This window comes from Psychrobacillus glaciei, from assembly GCF_008973485.1.
In the GTDB taxonomy this organism is placed as follows: domain Bacteria; phylum Bacillota; class Bacilli; order Bacillales_A; family Planococcaceae; genus Psychrobacillus; species Psychrobacillus glaciei.
The window spans coordinates 3,347,460-3,366,560 of sequence record NZ_CP031223.1 but is presented as its reverse complement, the minus strand read 5'-3'; the positions used below and the strand labels follow the sequence as shown (position 1 = coordinate 3,366,560).

Below are 19,101 nucleotides of genomic sequence, written 5' to 3'. Positions count from 1 at the left end.
GTAAAGCGATACTGTCACTAGAGTGCAAATGAGTATAAAGAAACTACATGCATTACTAGGTGTAAAATCAAAGAAAAGTGATAGCATAACAAGGTTTTTGGGAATATTTGTAGAATAATAATCTATAATGAAACAAAAAACAAGTAGCCTAAATAAAAAAATGAGAAGGAGACGATATTTATGAAAAAAATCAGCAATTATATTGTTGATATACTGTTAATATTGGCACCTTTTATATATGGGTATTTAGTAAATACACTGATATTACCGTTTTATCCATTCACCATGCAATTAGTATTTTTTATTTTTTGGTTTTTTGTAGGTATACGCTTTTCAAAATGGAATATATCAAAATGGAAAAGCTTTTTAATAGGAAATTCTTTGTGGTTGATTTCATTCGTTCTATTCATTTGGCAATTTATTTTATTAGATGATGTTGCAAGAAATATAAATATTGCAGTATTAGTACAAAATTGCATGCTTCCATTTGTTTATGGAGCAGCGAAATTACTTCCATTTATACATAATGGAACAATAATTATGTTTAATGCGTATATTTTTATGTTGATAGCATTTTCCATTGGATTTTTTGTTAAGAAAAAATAGTTGGGAGGATGCATATGTTTTTAAAGAAGATTACTGTATTACGCGATGAACCAAATGAAGAAAATAGCTATCCATTTACGATACCTACGATAAATAATTTAACGGAACTTAATTTAGTAAATAGTGTAACCTTTTTAGTTGGAGAGAATGGTACTGGAAAATCTACTTTATTGGAAGGAATTGCATATAACTGCGAATTTAATACGGCAGGAGGAAGTAGAAACAATCTATATGAAGTGGATGCTGCGGAAAGTGCGTTGGGGAAATATCTTCGATTATCCTGGATGCCTAAAATAACAAATGGCTTTTTTCTTCGAGCTGAATCATTTTATCAATTTGCATCGCATATCGATGAATTGGAAAGAAGCCGAAAAGGGGTTTTAGATAGCTACGGAGGCAAATCCCTTCATAAACAATCCCATGGCGAAGCATTTTTATCTTTGTTTTTATATCGCTTTAATGGAAGAGCTATTTATTTGTTGGACGAGCCAGAAGCAGCACTTTCTCCACAACGTCAACTAGCTTTTTTGCGAATTATACATGATTTAGTTATAGAAGAAGGCTGCCAATTCATCATTGCAACTCATTCTCCCATAATTTTAGGTTATCCCAATGCTTCTATCCTAAGTTTTGATCAAGAGAAAATTGAAGAAATAGAATATGAAATGACTGGTCATTATCAAATCACAAAGTATTTTTTAGACAATCGAGAAAAATTCTTAAAAGACTTACTGGAAGATGTATGATGAGAAACTTTATCTATACGGAAGGCGTTATATACAATTATGGGAGTGAAGTAAATGCGCGTAATCGAACAATATGTTGATGATATGCTTTTTTTCATTTGTATTGCACTTCCGTTTATATTTGTTTGGCGTTTCATTAGATGGAGAAAAAGAGGGTTTAAGCTACAAGAAAGTTTACACGAGGTGGGAATTTTTCTGCTTATTTCCGTTCTCATTGGTGTATTTTCACAAACGATTGTGCCGCGGCATGGTTTGATGAAACCTACATTGTCCAATGTGAATTTTGAGTTATTTCGTGTTTTTAGAGAAACGTATAATGCTATTAAGTATTTAGGTTTTTGGCAACCTTTTTATATTAACTTTCTGGGCAATATTATTCTTTTCATTCCCATTGGTTTTCTATTGCCCCTTCTTTTCAAAAGAATGGAGCGTTTTCCTTATACGGTCATAGTAGGATTATGTATTTCACTCTTCATTGAAATAACGCAACTTCCTCAAAATAGAAGCAGTGATGTAGATGATTTATGGCTGAATACACTTGGCGCCCTGATTGGGTATATTGTTTATTTAATGATCAAAAAGAAATTTCCTACATTCACAAAGTTTTTTAAAAAATTAAAGGAGAGAAGTTTATAACTTCTAGTGCCGGGGTAAATAGTAATCGAACGAAAATGTAAGGAGAGTAACATGATGATGATACCAAAAGAATCGAAAATCGAAGAAAAACGAGATAATATGATTGAAGACCTTGTAAACAAAGGCATATTTAAAATCGACGGAAAGCAGTTATATGAGCTAAATTTTTATGAATTAACAAAAGAATATATAATAGAAGAAGAAAGCTAAAAGTGCCTAAACATATAGGCACTTTTTTTCATGTTGACACTCTATACTACATAGGTAATATCGATATGAAAAATGTGGTACACTTGATTCAAACACAGATGAGGTGGAGTATAAATTGACTTTTTTACAAGAATTAAATGAAACATTACAAGAAAAATGGGCAAAAGCAAATTTTGCATTTGAAATGCCTATCCAAACACAATTAATACCACATATGCTTAATGGTTCAGATATAGTAGCAGAATCTCCAACCGGAACGGGAAAAACGTTAGCGTATGTCCTTCCTTTATTACAAAAGGTAGACCCTACAAAGAAACAAATTCAAGCATTAGTCATGGTACCTTCACAAGAATTAGGTATGCAAATCGTGGAAGTTTTTCGTGAATGGGTAGTAGGGACAGGTATTACTGTTGCTCAATTAATTGGTGGGGCAAATATTCAAAGACAAATTGAAACCTTAAAAAAGAAACCAACAATTATAGTAGGAACACCAGGACGATTACAAGAACTGGTGAAAGTAAAAAAATTAAAGATGCATGAAGTCAAAATAATTGTCTTAGATGAAGGAGACCAATTATTAAGTCGAGAACATCGCACAACCGTAAAAGGTTTAATAGATGCAACACTTGAAAGACAACTAGTTGTTGCTTCTGCTACGATTACCGACGAAATAGAGTTAGTTGCAGAAAGAATGATGAAAGATCCAGTACGCATTCAAGTGTCTGCTGAAGAAATTCCTTCAAAAGGTGAGGTCATCCATAGCTTTGTGAAAACAGAAACACGTGACAAAACAGAGCTATTAAGAAGAATCTCCCATTTAGAAGGAATGAAGGGCCTTGCATTTGTAAATAGTATAGACCAGCTTTTGATGAAGGACGCGAAACTTACTTACCGTGACGCGCCAATAGTGTCCTTGCATTCAGAAATGAAAAAAGAAGAACGCAAAAAAGCATTAGATGACTTTAAAAATGGAAAAGTAAGTATACTAATTGCAACAGATATAGCAGCAAGAGGACTCGATATTTCGGGCTTAACACATGTGATACATGTAGATGTACCGCATTCGATTGAGCAATACTTACATCGTTCAGGACGTACTGGACGTGCTGGAAAAGATGGAGAAGTATTAACATTATTAACATATGCAGATGAAAAAACGTATAAAAAGTGGACGAAAGAGCTCCCGAGTAAACCAGTACAGAAAATTTGGTATCGTGGTGAGTTCATCGAAGGATCATCGAAAACGATTGAGAAGAAAGGGAGATAAATATGAATTTCCAACAAAAGCTAGAAGAATATGCAGAACTAATAGTTAAGGTTGGTTTAAATATTCAAAAAGATCAACCCCTTCTAATTAATACGACGACAGACACGATTGAATTTACTAGACTAGTCGTGAAAAAAGCATATGAAGCAGGCGCAAAACGAGTAGACGTAAACTATACGGACGAAGTAAACGCACGAGCTTTTTACGACCTAGCACCTGAGCAAGCATTTCATGAGTTTCCTAAATGGGCTGCCATGCAAAGGGATGAGTTAATCGAAAACAAAGGGGCATTATTATGGATAGATGCGGATAATCCAGATCTACTTGAAGGTGTTTCTATTGATCGAATTACAAATTTCCATAAAGCAAGCGGAAAAGCATTGGAAAACTACCGAAAAGCAGTGATGAACGACGTCATTACTTGGTCCATCGTCGCAATGCCTTCACCAAAATGGGCTGCAAAAGTATTTCCTCATTTAGAAGAGGAATATCAAATGCAAGCACTATGGGATCTTATTTTCCAAGTAGTGCGAATAGGTGAAGGAACAGCAGTTCAAAAATGGAAAGAACATATAGACCATTTAGAAAGCCGCGCAGCTTTGTTGAACGCAAAACGATTTAAAAAATTACACTATAAAGCACATGGTACAGATATTCAAGTAGAACTGCCAAAAGGACATATTTGGCTTTCTGGTGCTAGTAAAAATGGACAGAACGTTCCTTTTATTGCAAACATGCCAACAGAAGAAGTATATACAGCACCGCTTAAAACGGGTGTAAATGGCTATGTGCGTAATACGAAGCCATTAGTGTATCAAGGAAATATTATTGATGGTTTCACGTTAACATTTGAAAATGGAGCCATTACAAAAGTTCAAGCGGATTCTGGAGAAGAGCTATTGCAAGAATTAAAACAAACAGACGAAGGTGCAAAATATTTAGGGGAAATCGCATTAGTTCCTCATGAATCACCAATTTCCGCATCTAACGTTTTATTTTTCAATACCCTTTTTGACGAAAATGCTTCGAATCATTTTGCTATTGGGGAAGCTTATCCTACATGTGTGGAGGGTGCCCGTGGTTTAACAAAAGACGAGCTTGAAAACCTTGGACTTAATACTTCCATCGTGCATGAAGATTTTATGATTGGTAGCGCAGATATGGATATACTAGGAGAGTTAGAAGATGGAAAGGTAGAACAAATTTTCCGAAAAGGTACTTGGGCTTTTTAAGGAGTAGATTCTAATGAAAAAATGCATAGCTTTAATTGTATTACTTTTCCTCCCATTTAGCTCCATTATTACGGAAGCAAAAGGGGGAGAAGTTTATATTGCTTTAGGGGATTCTATAGCCGCAGGTCAAACACCAAATAGAGCAATTGATGCAGGATATACAGATTTAATAGCACAAGAGTTGACGCGGTCCCATCAGCTTGCCTATTTCTCGAAAGCACTTGCATTTCCGGGTTATACGACCGCAGACGTGTTAAAAACTGTTCGTACGAAAGAAGCAAAAGAATTACTAAAAAATGCAACAGTTGTCACGATATCAGCAGGAGCGAATGATTTGCTTAGACTTGTTCAAGTAAATCCTTCAAAGGGGACAGTTGCATACAAGCAAGTTCAAGTAGATTATGCGCTAAACAATGTGCGCAAAAATATTGATGATATTATTCAAGAAGTTCAAGCAATTACACCGAAAGCAAAAATAGTTGTAATGGGCTATTATTTTGCCTATCCGCATGTACATGATGCACAAAAGGAAGGCATCAAGAAAGAGTTAAATACAATGAATACTATTTTAAAGACCGAAGCCAATGCAAATGGAGCAACTTTTGTAGATGTGGAAGAGGCCTTCAAGGGCCATGAAAAAGAATTATTACCGAATTCCTCGGATGTGCATCCTACAATGGAAGGCTACCGGTTGATGGCGAATGCTTTTTTAAAACAGTATAATGAACGTTTACAGGTAAATAAAAATGAACTACCAGCTCCAAATCCTTTGACTTTTGAACAAATTCTCGAAAAACAAAAAGAATCTGTTAAAAAACCTGTTTCAAGAATCCAAGGTTTCGATCAATATTTGTCTTTGACAAAATTAAAACCTTATATATAGAAAAATCTGTTCCCAATCCACTGGGAACAGATTTTTTTATTTGACAGTTTTTCTGGATTTCATAATTTTGCGTACGATTGGATAGACTATTGGCGCCCATTTTATCGCAGTTTTAACTAAGTTTTTTACCCTCATTATTATCGCTCCTAATGATTCTATACTGTATTATTAGATTCCCATCTTTACAGTAATATAAACATTATCTCAACACTTTGACACCTTGAATAATATTCCAAATAAGAGTAATGATATAAATAATTAAATATAAGAATACAAGTAATAAGGGTCCTGAAGTCATAAAGAAGGAAGGTTGATTAAAAGAACTATAAGACATAGAAAATACACTGGAATAGATAACGATAAATAAAATAATCATAAAAATAATAGGGATTAAATGTGAAATAAGCGAACGTTTTGCGTGCTGCTTCACTTTCGTATCATGCGTAATAAAGAATACGATAATTGGCAGTATTAATGGCGCAAATAACACACTAAAATAGGATAACGCTGATAAAAGTTTATTATTTTCCATTGGAGTTTTCTCCTCTCTGATTATGGATTAACAACAATTGAGTGTTGCGCAGGGACCAATTTAGTAGTTGACTCTACTCGAATCTCTTATATTTCACCATGTCTGTTGATTAACCACTTTCTTACATTTTGAAAAAAATCATAGAATCCATTTGAATTTACACGTTTTGGTTTACTTTGGACACTTTAGAAATAATGCGTCTTAGTGACCGCCACCGGGATTTCCGCTCTAGGCGGACGCTTTCCGAGGGGGGAGCGATGAGCCAGCACCGTCGCGTGCGCGCCGTTTGTGCTGTCTCATCTGTCTCCCTGATCCCTTCGGAGTCGCCGCCTGCCGCTGCAATCCAGCATATTTGCTAACTATTCAGTGTCACTATTCACTTTTTAATCTTAACTATATTATCTAAAGTGAAATCCAACAAATGGATGGATGAGTCAAATCACGGGGTGAATGCGACTACTTTCTCTTAATAAAGCCTTAACTTTGCATTAAATTATAAGTCCCCATTGAAAATATTTCGTATGTTGCGCATTATTTATTAGGTGATAATATCCGGATTAGTAGAGTGGATAACTTTGCGCAATACTACTGAATAGTTAATAAGTTTCTTCTGGGGTGGAGCGAAAGGGCGGCGACTCCTACCGGAGGCCAACAGGATGTTGGTCACGAAGGTGTTGCCACACGATGTGGCGCTTCTAGCCTTCGACCCTCTGTGGGCAAATGAGACTTCACAACGAACGCGTTGCGGCGGTGAAGGCTCATCGCTCACCCGGTGGAAAGCGTCCGCCCTGCAGCGGAAATCCCAACGGCAACTTTCTTACGACGCATTTTTTCTACAATATAATTTGTTGGTTAACTTTAGTTAATTCACGTATGTTATTGTGGAAAATTGGCTAATTAACAGACGTGATATTTCACTTCAATCAATAATAAAAGAGACTAAAATATTTTTATATTTTTCTACGGATGAAATGGAGACATATTCTTTTTCACCATGCCAATCCGCTCCAGAAGGGCCAAACTCAATAGCTCCCGCTCCATTTTTTGCATAGAAACGAGTATCTGCGGAACCATGTTGGCCGAATAAGTTAGTAATAGAATTCGTCCATTTTGTTGTAACTTGTTGAAGCTTAAGAACGTGTGAATTATTTTCTTCTGTAGTCACTGCTGGTTCACAAGCATGAACAATTACTTCACTTCCTGGGAAATGTATATGAGCAACATTCTTAATCATTGTTAAAATTTCTTGGTCGTTTTGTCCTGGAACAAATCGAATATCATAACTCACGAGACATTCGTCCGGAACAATATTGTATCTGTCTCCTGCATGTATTTTCGCCAAATTTAGTGAGGGATAATCATAGAACTTGTTACTTGCGGTTAAAAAAGGTAGTTTTCGCATTTCTTTGTCGAATGCAAAAGCTTGTTCAATCGCATTTACCCCTTCCCAAGGGCGGCTGCCATGACTGGATTTGCCCTTCAGTGTTACATCCAACTGAATAATTCCTTTTGCTTGAAGACCGATATGTAAATGAGTTGGCTCTCCGCAAATGATGAAATCTCCGTTAAACCCTTGGTCCACTAAATATTTGGATGTATCTCCATCTGTTTCTTCATCGGTCACAATATGAAGTTGGATTCTTTTCGTTAATTTCTGTGGAATTAAAGAGAGTTCGTAGAAAGCTTGCATCATAGCAGCAACTCCAGCTTTCATATCAGCTGATCCCCGCCCAAATAATTTGTCACCTTCTACATATGGATTAAATTGTTCTGCATTTCCAGGCACAACATCTACATGGCCATTCCATATGATACACTCTTCGCCACTTCCTATTTCCGCAACAAGCATTAGCTTAGAGTCGTTTTCCAATATTGTCGTGGCGATATCTCGATCTTCTAACCAAGTTTTGCAAAATAATAATGCTAAATTAGCTCCCTCTACATCATCACTTTTTATGCGAATTAAGTCTTTTAATAACTCAATCATACTCGTTGTCCCCTTTTCATATAATATTTCTATTAGTATAACAATGAAAAACGTAGGGTTGCATTACTTATTTTATTGGGATACAATGAATTCGAACTAAATAATTCATAACCACAAGGGGCGTCGCTTACGCGGCTGAGATAGTACCCTTCGAACCTGTAAGTTAATGCTTGCGTAGGGATGTGGATGGAAACTGACAATCGCGCGATGTCTGGGTCTATCCCAGTGTCGTTTTTTTGTGGTCAAAAAAGGGGATTACAATGAGAAATCAAAGTGTAGTGTTATTAGTAGAAATCGCTATTTTTGCAGCTTTAGGGTATGTATTAGATATGATTGGGTTTGGTATGCCACAAGGCGGCTCCGTTACTTTCGTGCTTGTACCAATTATTTTAATTGCGTTTCGTCGAGGAATTGTTGCTGGACTAATAACTGGTTTTTTAATAGGTATATTACAAGTTGTAACAGGTAGATTTTATGCAGCACCGCTATCTTTTGAGATTGTTATTTTACAAGTAGCAATTGATTATTTCATCGCATTTATGGTTGCCGGATTTGCTGGGGTATTTAGACCAGCATATATGAAAGCACTTGAAAATAAAGACACGAAAAAAATGGCGATTGCCGTTATTTTAGGAGCATTCCTTGCTGCGTTTCTTCGCTATTTAGCACATGTTACATCTGGTATTCTATTTTTTGGAGAATATGCTGGCGATCAAAACGTCATTTTGTACTCATTAATCTATAACGCTACTTATATGATTCCAGTATTTTTATTTGCTGCATTCATTTGTACTATCTTGTTCGTAAAAGCACCACGACTATTACTGCCGAATAACGCATAAATATGATATGATTATTGTACATTCAAATGAGAAGGGATCTTTTAAGATGATTGTACAAACAAATGAAGAGTTAGAAGCATTAAAAAAAATTGGCCGGATTGTGGCGGAAATTCGAGATGCAATGCGAGCAGCTACAAAACCAGGTATTACTACGAAAGAAATCGATGAAATCGGCGGGAAGCTATTTGAACAAAATGGTGCCATTTCAGGACCTAAGGGAGAATATGATTTTCCTGGTTACACGTGCATAAGTGTAAACGAAGAAGTGGCGCATGGTATACCAGGATCACGTGTTATTAATGAAGGAGATATTGTCAACATTGATGTCTCCGGCTCATATGATGGATATTTTTCGGATACTGGTATTTCATTCGTCGTTGGAGATGGCTACGAAGAAAAAGAAAAACTATGTGCCGTAGCTGAAAGCGCATTTAATCGTGCTATGTTAAAAGTGAAGGCTGGATCTCGTTTAAATCAAATCGGGAAAGCTGTAGCTAGAGAAGCAAATGAAAATGGTTTGCATGTTATTATGAACTTAACTGGGCATGGAATAGGGAAATCGCTTCATGAAGCTCCACAGCATGTACTGAATTATTATGATGCTTGGGATCCAACGATTTTAAAAGAAGGAATGGTTCTTGCAGTAGAGCCTTTTATCTCTCAAAAAGCAGAACATATTGTAGAATCAGGAGACGGTTGGACTTTTGTAACACCAGATAAATCGCTAGTCGCTCAAATTGAGCATACGATTGTCGTTACGAAAGAAGGACCGCTTTTATTGACAAAAATAGATTGAGAATAGCGCAAGGTGCCTGCTTAGCCGCGACAACGTTCTTCTGCGACGAGTAACCGCAGGAGCAAGCAAATGACGATTCCCGAGGAGGCAGTTCCTCAGCCACCGCAAACTTCTTTGTTTGCGACGAGCTTGCGCAGGAGCAGGGAATTGGCATTTGACCTCGAGCGGCTGGCGCCTGGAGTCTGGACAGAAAAAATGCCTTGGAAATTAAATTTTCCGAGGCATTTTTTTTATGAAAAAGATTCCTGCAATAAGGACACAACTTAAGAACATAGAAGCAGCGGTGATTAATAATTCGTCCAACAAATGGTGAACAGCTATACCGATAAAGGACCAAATGAAGACAAGTACGATAACGGGATCATTATAATGGAATCGAATATGCAGAGCAATTGCAGTAACTACTGTTAGAAAAATAACTGACCAAAGCGATTTTGTTATTCCCAAACCACTAAATTCAATGAAAGTAAGATAGTAATCGATATTTACAAATGTATCAACGAATATCCATCCTAGATAAATGGAGATAGGTAGCCTCACCATCCAAGATAGTTCCGTAGTCGAGTACGTATTATATAGTAAAAATAAGATTCCTATTAACGCGAACAGATCGAGTAACGAAAATAAAAATAATTCATAATGCCAAAAATAAATCCAAAGAATGTTTAGGATGGAACTACACACGAATAATACGACTCGTTTTGCAGACACCGTTTCTCCTCGTTTATATTCTTGTATTATGTTCCATATCCAACACGCTAATAAAAAATAAATGGCAAACCAGATAAGGGAAACGAAGCTTGCAGGAGTAAATAAAGCTGGAAGCCTATTGGCTATTTCTCTAGTTGTATGATGATTTAATGGCAGTGTATTTGCAAGTATATTTATCGTAACGGTAGAGATCAAGCTTATAATTAAAAGGATTATTCTAAACATACGTATCCCTCCTATCCTTCTAGTATACCTTTCAATTATTATTACGAACAACTGATTTGTGAATGTTTCATGGCAAAAGCGGAATAATCGAATAACAAAACATGGTATAATATAATTCGAACTAGTATGAATTTTAGGGGGAAAAGTAATGGCAGAAAAGTTATATCCAATTACGTGGGATCTAGATTCATTTTTTAAAGGTGGAAGTGTCTCAAATGATTTACGGATACATTTAGATGAAGTGAAGGAAAAGCTGAAGGTATTTGAAGAAAAATTAAAAAGCTTTGTTGCTCCAAATTCAAGCGAAGATGCGCAGAAATTAGAAAATATTATTAACGAATTAAAAGATATTGCAACTAATTTATCAGAAGCAGGAGCGGTAATTGGTTGTTACCAAGCGCAAGACACAACAGATAAACATGCAGCACTTTTAGAAGGAGAAATGGGAAGTATATATGCAAAGTTCTCTTCTTTGATGCTTGTTATCCAGCAAGTTTTAAGTAAGACAGAGGAAACAGTTTGGAATGGATTAATGGAATCCAAGGAACTATCGGAGTATACATTTGTTCTTAATGAGTGGAGAGATGAAGCGAAAAAGATGCTCTCTGAAAAAGAAGAAGACATGATTACAACACTTGGAGTAGATGGTTATCATGCGTGGGGTCAACTTTATGATTTATTAGTAGGAGACATTCGAGTGAAAGTAAAAGTAGATGGGGTAGAAAAAGAACTTTCCGTAGGGCAAGCAAATAATTTAAGTTCCCACGAAAACGCTGCAACTCGAAAAGAAGCTTTTGAAGCATTAGAAACTGCTTGGACTGACAAAGAAGAGTTCTTTGCAAAAACATTAAATCATCTAGCTGGTTTCCGATTAGCTGTATATGAAAAAAGAGGCTGGGAATCTGTGTTACAAGAACCTCTTGATATCAATCGAATGAAACAAGAAACATTGGATGCAATGTGGGGTGCAATTTCTAAAAATAAAGCTCCTTTTGTCGAATATTTAAACGTAAAGTCGACAATGCTAGGGGAAAAAGGAATGCATTGGTATGATTTAGATGCACCAGTAAGTGCTTCAACAGAAAAAATGGATTATCAAACAGGTGCGGAGTTTATCCTTAAGCATTTTAAAGAATTTGGTCCGAAGTTAGAAGCTTTCACTAGAAATGCATTTGAGAAAGGGTGGATTGAAGCAGAAGATCGCCCAAACAAACGTCCAGGTGGTTTTTGTACAGGAATGCCAGTTTCGGAGGAATCTCGTATTTTCATGACATATAGTGGAACGATGTCAAATGTTTCTACGTTAGCACATGAATTAGGACATGCCTTTCATTCATATGCTTTAAAACCGGTTCATTGGATGAATCGCCAATACGCTATGGGTGTTGCTGAAACAGCCTCAACTTTTGCGGAAATGATCGTAGCGGATGCAGCTGTAAAAGAAGCAAAAACAGATGATGAAAAGATTGCTTTATTAGAAGATAAAATTCAACGAAGTGTTGCGTTCTTTATGAACATTCATGCTCGTTTCTTGTTTGAAACAAGATTTTATGAGGAACGTAAAAATGGAATAGTTTCTGCAACAAAATTAAATGAATTAATGGAAACTGCTCAAAAAGAGGCTTATGGAAATGCACTCGAAACGACTCATCCACATTTCTGGGCCTCTAAACTACATTTTTATATTACAGGGGTACCGTTTTATAATTTCCCATATACTTTTGGTTACTTATTTTCATTAAGTATTTACGCAAAAGCAATTAATGAGGGAGCAAATTTTGAAGAGAAATACATTGCTTTACTTCAAGATACTGCTGTAATGTCAGTAGAGGATTTAGCAATGAAGCATCTTGACGAAGATATTACAAAAGAGGCATTTTGGATTAAAGGAATTAACCTTTGCATTCAAGATGTAAATGAGTTTATACAATTAATTAATGCAAAAGGGTGACGATGCTTGATCTATTTAGAAGGAGATACATGTTATTTACGGACATTAAATGTAAAAGACGCACCCAGTCTAGCAGATCTCGTTTATAAAAACAAAAGATATTGGTCTATTTTTGAACCATTACATCGAGAGGAGTATTATACAACCGTTGTGCAAAGGGAAAAGATTCGAGAGTCGCTATTATTAATGAGTGAAAAAAGAGAATTTAGTTTCGGCGTGTTTGCACATGGTACTGATCAAATGATCGGTAGTATTTCTCTGTATAGTTTAAAAAGAATGCCTTTTTCAAGTGGACTCATCGGTTATTCGATAGATGAGCAATTTATAGGAAAAGGTATTGCTACAGAAGCCGTCCACATTTTAAAGCTATTTGGGTATGAACATGTCCAGTTAAATCGAATTGAGGCTTATGTATCTCCAAGGAATCTTGGATCCATAAAAGTGTTAGAAAACAATGAATTTCAACGGGAGGGCTTACTTCGTAGTCTTCTATTTATAAATGGGAAGTGGGAAGATCACTATATTTACGCTTCCATTAGCGAAGGATATCGATAAATTTCATATATAAATAAAAAGTTGGCTATTCATTGAGGTGAATAACCAACTTTTTTGTCGATTTCCTGGGAAATAGTTTATATCGTGTTGAGGTTACCGTCTACGACTAAGTCTAATCGACCAGTTGTAGGATCAATGATTAGACCGTGTATAGGAATATCTTTAATCATTAAAGGATGATTCCGTATCATTTCAACGCTATGTAAAACACTTTCTTTTACATCTGAAAAACCTTCTAACCATTTTTCCACATCTACTCCGGAGTGTTCTAATATATCAAAAATGAGCGGGTCTATACCTCTAGATGTTATTTTCTCTATAATTTTATCTGTATGAATAGAACTCATGCCACAATCATGATGCCCGATAACGTATATTTCATCTGCTTGGAGTTCATAAACAGCAACGATTAGACTTCGCATAATACCGCCAAAAGGATGATTAATAATAGCACCAGCACTTTTTACTATTTTAATATCTCCATTTCTAAAGTTCATTGATTTCGGCAACAATTCAACAAGTCGAGTATCCATGCAAGTTAAAATAACAGCTCGCTTGTTTGGAAACTTCGTTGTTATATAAGGTTCATATAGTTTATTTTCTACAAAATAATCATTGTACTTTAATACTTCATTTAAATTAGGCATAACTTTCCCCCTTCATATACTGTGTTTTTATTCTATATGAAAAAAGGGGAAATTTCCTCTAATTTGTTTCTATTCATTTCGCTACTTTTTGTTTTCGTTCCGATACAAAGAAAGATTTACCAGTTCCAATCGCAACAGATTGAAGAGGTTCCGGTGCAATGTGAACTGGCACTTCAATAACACTGGTTAGCCATTCCTTAATATTTTTAAGTAGTGCGCCTCCACCAGTTAACACAACTCCATGGTCCACGATATCCCCTGCAAGTTCTGGTGGACATATTTCAAGGGTTGCACGAATTGCTTCTAATATTGCACTAAGAGATTCTGCCAAGACACCCTGTATTTGGGTAGAGGAGAGATGAATTATTTTCGGTAATCCAGTTACAACATCTCTTCCTCTTACATCCATATGTTCTACTTCATGCGGAAGTAAGGCATGTCCGATAGTTTTCTTAATTTCCTCAGCAGTAGGTTCTCCAATCAATACATTATATTCTTTTCGAATAAAATGAATAATTGATTCATCCATTTTATCTCCTGCATCCTTCACAGTGTTAGATGCAACGACCCCACCGAATGATATAATCCCAACTTCAGTCGTACCTCCACCAATATCGACGATCATACTTGCCACTGGTTCATTAACAGGAAGTCCCGCTCCAATTGCTGCTGCAACTGGTTCTTCCATAAGTTGAACTTCTTTCGCTCCGCTTTGTCTAACTGCATCTTGAATTGCTCTTCGTTCGACAGACGTTGCACCTGATGGCGTACACACAACAACAGATGGCTTTCGTAATGAAGTTCCAAGTTTTTTACTTGCATTTTGCATAATGAGTTTTAATAATTGCGTCGTAATATCAAAATCAGCTATGACACCGTCTTTTAACGGGCGAATAACTTCTATGAAAGCTGGTGTTTTTCCAATCATTTCTTTTGCTTTATGTCCAAATGCAATAATTTCTCTCGTTTTTGTATTAACTGCCACAACTGTTGGTTCATCTATAATTATGCCTTTACTTTTAGTATATACTAATGTATTTGCTGTGCCTAAATCTATTCCAATATGAGCATTTGAAAACATATTAATCTTCCTCCATTCAATCATACTCACTAAGTATAAAGGATAAAAGGTGTATTGCCATGTGTTACATTATGGAAGTTTACAAATATTTCATTGGTTAATAGATCAATATACATAGGGTTAGTAAGTAAAATAATCTAATAGTAGGTGCTGGTCATAATATTGACATACAACTGTCTTTAAACTGAAAAGAAAAAGATAGATAGTATCAAGGTCCTATGAGAGGTAACCACAGGAGCGACAAACACCGGATCGTGCTTTCGAAAGCATGAAGGGAAGGGCAGTGGAAAATTCCCTATAATTCGAGTTTGTGAGATAGTAGTGTCAATAAGTAAGAAAATCATTGCAACGGCTCCCTTTCCGCGGGAATTGCCTCAGCCTCCTCGCTTTGCTGAGGAGGCTTCGAATAACGGTATTCCTTTAGGAGTGTCTCCTTTTCTAACTATTTTTGGGGTCATTCGCAAAGGGATTATCAAGCTTTTAAACGTAAAAAGAGCAAGGAAGTAAAGAATAGGACACTTTCGCATTTAAAGTGTCCTATTTTTTTATGAATAAGCTATTTGTCTTATAATGTGCATACCCTGTTCAACTATGGAATGGAAATTTGTTAGACTCTGACACATTGATATCTTTACAAAAGGGTCGGTTAAAGAAGCGTGTTGATTTTCTTCTTTACTTAACGTTACAAGGTAATTCACGAAAGAAATAGATTAGAATTTTTCGAATGATAAGTAAACTAAAAGGAAAAAAGGATATTTACCAATAATTGTAGAAATATGTGATTAACAGAGTTAAGAGGTGTTAGGTATGTTCTATAAATGTAATTATTAATTGATGTCAAAATGTTTATTTACTGTATTACTATCAAATTGAGGAGGTGTTTGTTTTGAAAGATCCAAGAATACAAAGAATCGCGGAATTGTTGGTAAACCATTCAATAAAGGTGCAACCAAATGAACATGTTTTGGTACAAACAAATACAGAGATTGAAATTAGTGTAGTACGAGAAATAATCAATGAAATTCATAAAGTAGGTGGATTTGCACACGTTGATTTAAACGATTCTGTTGTGACTAGACAATTAGTTCTTGGCGGAGGAAACGAGCAATTTAAAGTATTAGCCGAATTGGAAGTAAATCGTTTGGCAAAAATGGACGGATATATAAATTTGAGAAGTCCAGTCAATAGCTCAGAATTTGTTGATATTCCTGATGAAAAATTTGATATGTATGCAAAGATATATGGTACAGCTCAGTCTGAAGCAATATTTAAGAAAAAATGGGTAACGACACGAATCCCTAATCCCTCTATGGCACAGGAAGCCAAGATGAGCACAGAAGCATTTGAGGATTTTTATTTTGATATTTGTAACGTTGATTACAAAAAACTTTCTGAAGCCATGGATCCTTTAAAAGAGTTGATGGAAAAAACGAAGTTTGTTGAAATTAAAGGACCTAGAACCGATCTATCCATGTCAATTGAAAATATGGGTGTGATCAAAGGAGATGGTATAGATAATATTCCTGACGGTGAAATCTACACTGCACCAATTAGAGATTCAGTGAATGGAACTATTACCTTTAATACACCTGCACACGCCATGGGTGTAACGTTTGAAAATCTTTCACTTACATTTGAAAAAGGAAAAGTAGTAAAGGCAACAGCGAATTATCAAGAAAAACTTAATGAAATGCTTAATACAGATGATGGGGCCAGGTATGTTGGGGAATTTGCTTTAGCTTTTAACCCGAAGGTGAAAGTTCCCATGAACAATACGTTATTTGACGAAAAGATTGATGGGAGTTTTCATATTGCTTTAGGCTACTGCTTTGAAGAAGCTGATAATGGGAATAAATCTGCAATTCATTGGGATTTAATATCAATTCAACGCCCTGATTATGGTGGTGGAGAAATCTATTTTGATGGTCAGTTAATACGTAAAGATGGGCGATTTGTTATTCCTGAATTAGAAGGATTAAATCCAGAGAAAATATTAGCTGAATAAAAAAGTTTAAAACATTAAGTAAAGCAGTCACTTCACGATCCATAATTTTAACGGTAATAGTGTAGAGGATCTCACATATAGATAAATTTTTACTCGGATTTAGCGTTCAGGTATTCTCTTTCCACGGGGCGAACGACGAGTCTCCTGGGCAAACACTATGTTGGTAATGAAGTAGTTGCCTCAGGATGAGGCGCCATTAATTAGCCTTCCTTCTTAATTAAGCGCTTCGTGCAGGGCCTCGCTAATCCCGTTAGGAGTCTCATGCTCCTGAGCAAGCTCGTCACAAATAAATTTATCACCGCACTAAATCCTAGTTTGTGAATAAAAGAATCATCGGTAGGTTTCTAAATAGATACAAAAGTAGATGAAATAAGCTGCAAGGTGTTCTAGAGGGTGACGGACAAACATCCGCTAAAAGATCCTTCATAAAATTCTTCGTCAATAGTGTAGCTTATGTTTCGGCCAAGCACTCAGGAAATAGTAAAGATAATATGCACTTAAAGGACTCTTGCACTTTTCGTATGTAATTTCAATAGAGTAAACTGCTTAATAGACTGATGTGATAACTACTTAAACATAAAAAAACAACCGCAATTTCTGCGGTTGTTTTGAATTATTTGGAAGGTTTCGGATCTACTAAAACTGAATCGTGTGAGTTCATTGATTTAGCGAAGTAGTGCATAATTGTATAACCTACAATACCTGTAACTGCTGCAAAACCAAGAACTGTAACTGTGAATAAGCCCATTATTAAACACCTCACTAGTTATATTACTATCATTATAGCTTAAAAGAATATAAAAGTTAAGTAGTATTTTATAGAAATCTACTCAAAAATAGTTAGAATGCCCAGTTACCGTTGCGGAAGATCGGTTCTGTCGTTCCATCTTCTTTCACACCATCAATATTCATTTTATCGGAACCAACCATAAAATCCACATGCGTAATACTATCGTTTAGCCCGTTTTTAGCAAGCTCCTCACGACTCATCGTTTTGCCACCTTTTAGACAAAATGCATATGCACTACCAATTGCTAAGTGATTGGATGCATTCTCATCGAAGAGCGTGTTATAGAATAATAAGTTAGAATTAGAGATTGGTGAATCATGCGGAACAAGGGCAACTTCTCCTAAATAGTGAGCGCCTTCATCTGTTGCAACAAGATCTTCCAACACTAGCTGACCTTCTTCAGCTTCTACTTTTACAATTCGTCCATTTTCAAAAGAAACAGTAAAATTATCAATAATATTACCACCGTAACTTAATGGTTTCGTACTAGCAACGTAACCATCTACGCCAGTTTTTAATGGGACTGTAAAAACTTCCTCGGTTGGCATATTAGCCATGAAGTCGTCTCCTTTTTCATTGACGCTACTCGCTCCACACCATAAATGTCCTGCTGGAAGTTCAATAGTTAAATCAGTTCCAGGAGCTGTATAGTGAAGTTTTTTGTAATTTTTGTCATTTAAATAATCTACTTTCATGTGAAGTAGTTTATCGTGCTCTTTCCATGCCGAAACTGGATCTTCTAAATCTGCTCTTACTGCTTTGAAAATAGCATCCCAAAGTGCAGAAACTTGTTCTTCTTCTGCAACATTCGGGAACACCATTTTAGCCCATTCTTTTGAAGGAGAAGCAATTACTGTCCAACTAACTTTATCGGATTGCATATATTGGCGATATTTACTTAATGCTGTCCCAGCTGCTTTTTGGAATGCAGCAATTTTACTAGTATCCACTCCTTTTAAAAGGTCCGGACTTTGGCTCATAATGCTCATAAATGCAGCGCCTTGCTCAGCTAATAATTCTTTTTCTTGTACTTTCCATGATGGGAAGAACTCAAAAGATTCTTTAGGAGCTAGTTCATAGCGTAAGCGAGTGATTTCATCGTCAGAAAAATCTACAAGAACTTGATTGGCACCAACCTCATACGCCTTTTTTGTAATTAATCGAACAAGTTCCACACTGTCAATTGAAGAAGCAATAAATAAAGTCTGACCAGGTTGAATATTAACCCCAACTTCTACAGCAAGTGCAGCGTATTTCTCAAGCTTTTCATTAAATGGTGACATATACATACTTCCTTTCTGTGTTTAACTTAATAATATCAGTTTTCAGTCTATTGTAACAATACATATAGAAGGTAAAAAGTCGGATATTAGTCATAAACTATGAAATTATATTATTC

The 19,101-nt window shown here is 35.9% G+C and carries 19 protein-coding genes and 1 riboswitch; of the genes, 12 read left to right on the top strand and 7 right to left on the bottom strand.

Annotated features, from left to right (window positions below):
- Positions 1 to 180 precede the first annotated feature (180 nt).
- The 7 genes from PB01_RS16030 to PB01_RS16000 all read left to right on the top strand — a co-directional run bounded on the left by PB01_RS16030 (position 181) and on the right by PB01_RS16000 (position 5,580).
- Entirely contained in the window at positions 181 to 606 is a 426-nt protein-coding gene (locus PB01_RS16030) for a hypothetical protein (protein WP_151701111.1), read from the top strand.
- A gap of 14 nt (positions 607 to 620) precedes the next feature.
- Positions 621 to 1,352, top strand: a complete 732-nt coding sequence (locus PB01_RS16025; RefSeq protein ID WP_151701110.1) for an AAA family ATPase — start codon at positions 621 to 623, stop codon at positions 1,350 to 1,352.
- Positions 1,353 to 1,406: 54 nt separating this feature from the next.
- Positions 1,407 to 1,988: a VanZ family protein gene (locus PB01_RS16020; protein WP_151701109.1), complete on the top strand. Its 582-nt coding sequence runs from the start codon at positions 1,407 to 1,409 to the stop codon at positions 1,986 to 1,988.
- 51 nt (positions 1,989 to 2,039) lie between these two features.
- Positions 2,040 to 2,198: a Fur-regulated basic protein FbpA gene (locus tag PB01_RS16015; protein ID WP_225986066.1), complete on the top strand. Its 159-nt coding sequence runs from the start codon at positions 2,040 to 2,042 to the stop codon at positions 2,196 to 2,198.
- A gap of 115 nt (positions 2,199 to 2,313) precedes the next feature.
- On the top strand, positions 2,314 to 3,465 hold the full coding sequence (locus PB01_RS16010; protein WP_151701108.1) for a DEAD/DEAH box helicase: 1,152 nt from the start codon (positions 2,314 to 2,316) through the stop codon (positions 3,463 to 3,465).
- Between the two features lie 2 nt (positions 3,466 to 3,467).
- Positions 3,468 to 4,697, top strand: coding sequence for an aminopeptidase (locus PB01_RS16005; protein ID WP_151701107.1), 1,230 nt, complete (start codon positions 3,468 to 3,470; stop codon positions 4,695 to 4,697).
- 13 nt (positions 4,698 to 4,710) lie between these two features.
- Positions 4,711 to 5,580, top strand: coding sequence for an SGNH/GDSL hydrolase family protein (locus PB01_RS16000; protein WP_151701106.1), 870 nt, complete (start codon positions 4,711 to 4,713; stop codon positions 5,578 to 5,580).
- Positions 5,581 to 5,779: 199 nt separating this feature from the next.
- On the opposite strand, the gene PB01_RS15995 is transcribed toward PB01_RS16000, so the two are convergent.
- Positions 5,780 to 6,112 carry a magnetosome magnetite crystal formation protein family gene (locus PB01_RS15995; RefSeq protein ID WP_151701105.1) on the bottom strand — a complete coding sequence of 111 codons (333 nt, stop codon included), beginning with the start codon at positions 6,110 to 6,112 and terminating at the stop codon, positions 5,780 to 5,782.
- A gap of 919 nt (positions 6,113 to 7,031) precedes the next feature.
- Entirely contained in the window at positions 7,032 to 8,099 is a 1,068-nt protein-coding gene (locus PB01_RS15990; RefSeq protein ID WP_151701104.1) for a M20 family metallopeptidase, read from the bottom strand.
- 106 nt (positions 8,100 to 8,205) lie between these two features.
- A riboswitch (TPP riboswitch) is annotated at positions 8,206 to 8,297 on the top strand.
- A 62-nt stretch (positions 8,298 to 8,359) separates the two neighbouring features.
- On the opposite strand from PB01_RS15990, the gene thiT reads away from it, so the two are divergent.
- Positions 8,360 to 8,941, top strand: a complete 582-nt coding sequence (gene thiT / locus PB01_RS15985; protein ID WP_151701103.1) for an energy-coupled thiamine transporter ThiT — start codon at positions 8,360 to 8,362, stop codon at positions 8,939 to 8,941.
- Between the two features lie 46 nt (positions 8,942 to 8,987).
- Positions 8,988 to 9,737 (top strand): type I methionyl aminopeptidase, encoded by a 750-nt coding sequence (map, locus tag PB01_RS15980; RefSeq protein WP_151701102.1) that lies wholly within the window; start codon positions 8,988 to 8,990, stop codon positions 9,735 to 9,737.
- 207 nt (positions 9,738 to 9,944) lie between these two features.
- On the opposite strand, the gene PB01_RS15975 is transcribed toward map, so the two are convergent.
- Positions 9,945 to 10,673: a tryptophan-rich sensory protein gene (locus PB01_RS15975; protein ID WP_151701101.1), complete on the bottom strand. Its 729-nt coding sequence runs from the start codon at positions 10,671 to 10,673 to the stop codon at positions 9,945 to 9,947.
- Positions 10,674 to 10,821: 148 nt separating this feature from the next.
- Here PB01_RS15975 and PB01_RS15970 point away from each other — a divergent pair, with 148 nt between their 5' ends.
- Positions 10,822 to 12,624, top strand: a complete 1,803-nt coding sequence (locus PB01_RS15970) for a M3 family oligoendopeptidase (RefSeq protein ID WP_151701100.1) — start codon at positions 10,822 to 10,824, stop codon at positions 12,622 to 12,624.
- Between the two features lie 6 nt (positions 12,625 to 12,630).
- Positions 12,631 to 13,179 (top strand): GNAT family N-acetyltransferase, encoded by a 549-nt coding sequence (locus tag PB01_RS15965; protein ID WP_151701099.1) that lies wholly within the window; start codon positions 12,631 to 12,633, stop codon positions 13,177 to 13,179.
- Positions 13,180 to 13,256: 77 nt separating this feature from the next.
- Here the strand turns inward: PB01_RS15965 and PB01_RS15960 are convergent, their stop codons facing one another.
- Both PB01_RS15960 and mreBH read right to left on the bottom strand, forming a co-directional pair.
- Positions 13,257 to 13,826 (bottom strand): beta-class carbonic anhydrase, encoded by a 570-nt coding sequence (locus PB01_RS15960; protein WP_151701098.1) that lies wholly within the window; start codon positions 13,824 to 13,826, stop codon positions 13,257 to 13,259.
- A gap of 73 nt (positions 13,827 to 13,899) precedes the next feature.
- A complete protein-coding gene (mreBH, locus tag PB01_RS15955) occupies positions 13,900 to 14,907 on the bottom strand; it encodes a rod-share determining protein MreBH (RefSeq protein WP_151701097.1) in 1,008 nt (335 codons plus the stop codon).
- Positions 14,908 to 15,793: 886 nt separating this feature from the next.
- Here mreBH and PB01_RS15950 point away from each other — a divergent pair.
- Positions 15,794 to 16,912: an aminopeptidase gene (locus PB01_RS15950; protein WP_192797373.1), complete on the top strand. Its 1,119-nt coding sequence runs from the start codon at positions 15,794 to 15,796 to the stop codon at positions 16,910 to 16,912.
- A gap of 613 nt (positions 16,913 to 17,525) precedes the next feature.
- Here PB01_RS15950 and PB01_RS21675 read toward each other — a convergent pair.
- Positions 17,526 to 17,660, bottom strand: coding sequence for a hypothetical protein (locus PB01_RS21675; RefSeq protein ID WP_264158155.1), 135 nt, complete (start codon positions 17,658 to 17,660; stop codon positions 17,526 to 17,528).
- Between the two features lie 92 nt (positions 17,661 to 17,752).
- Complete coding sequence (locus PB01_RS15945) at positions 17,753 to 18,985, bottom strand: aminopeptidase (protein WP_151701095.1); 1,233 nt, start codon at positions 18,983 to 18,985, stop codon at positions 17,753 to 17,755.
- Between the last annotated feature and the right edge of the window lie 116 nt (positions 18,986 to 19,101).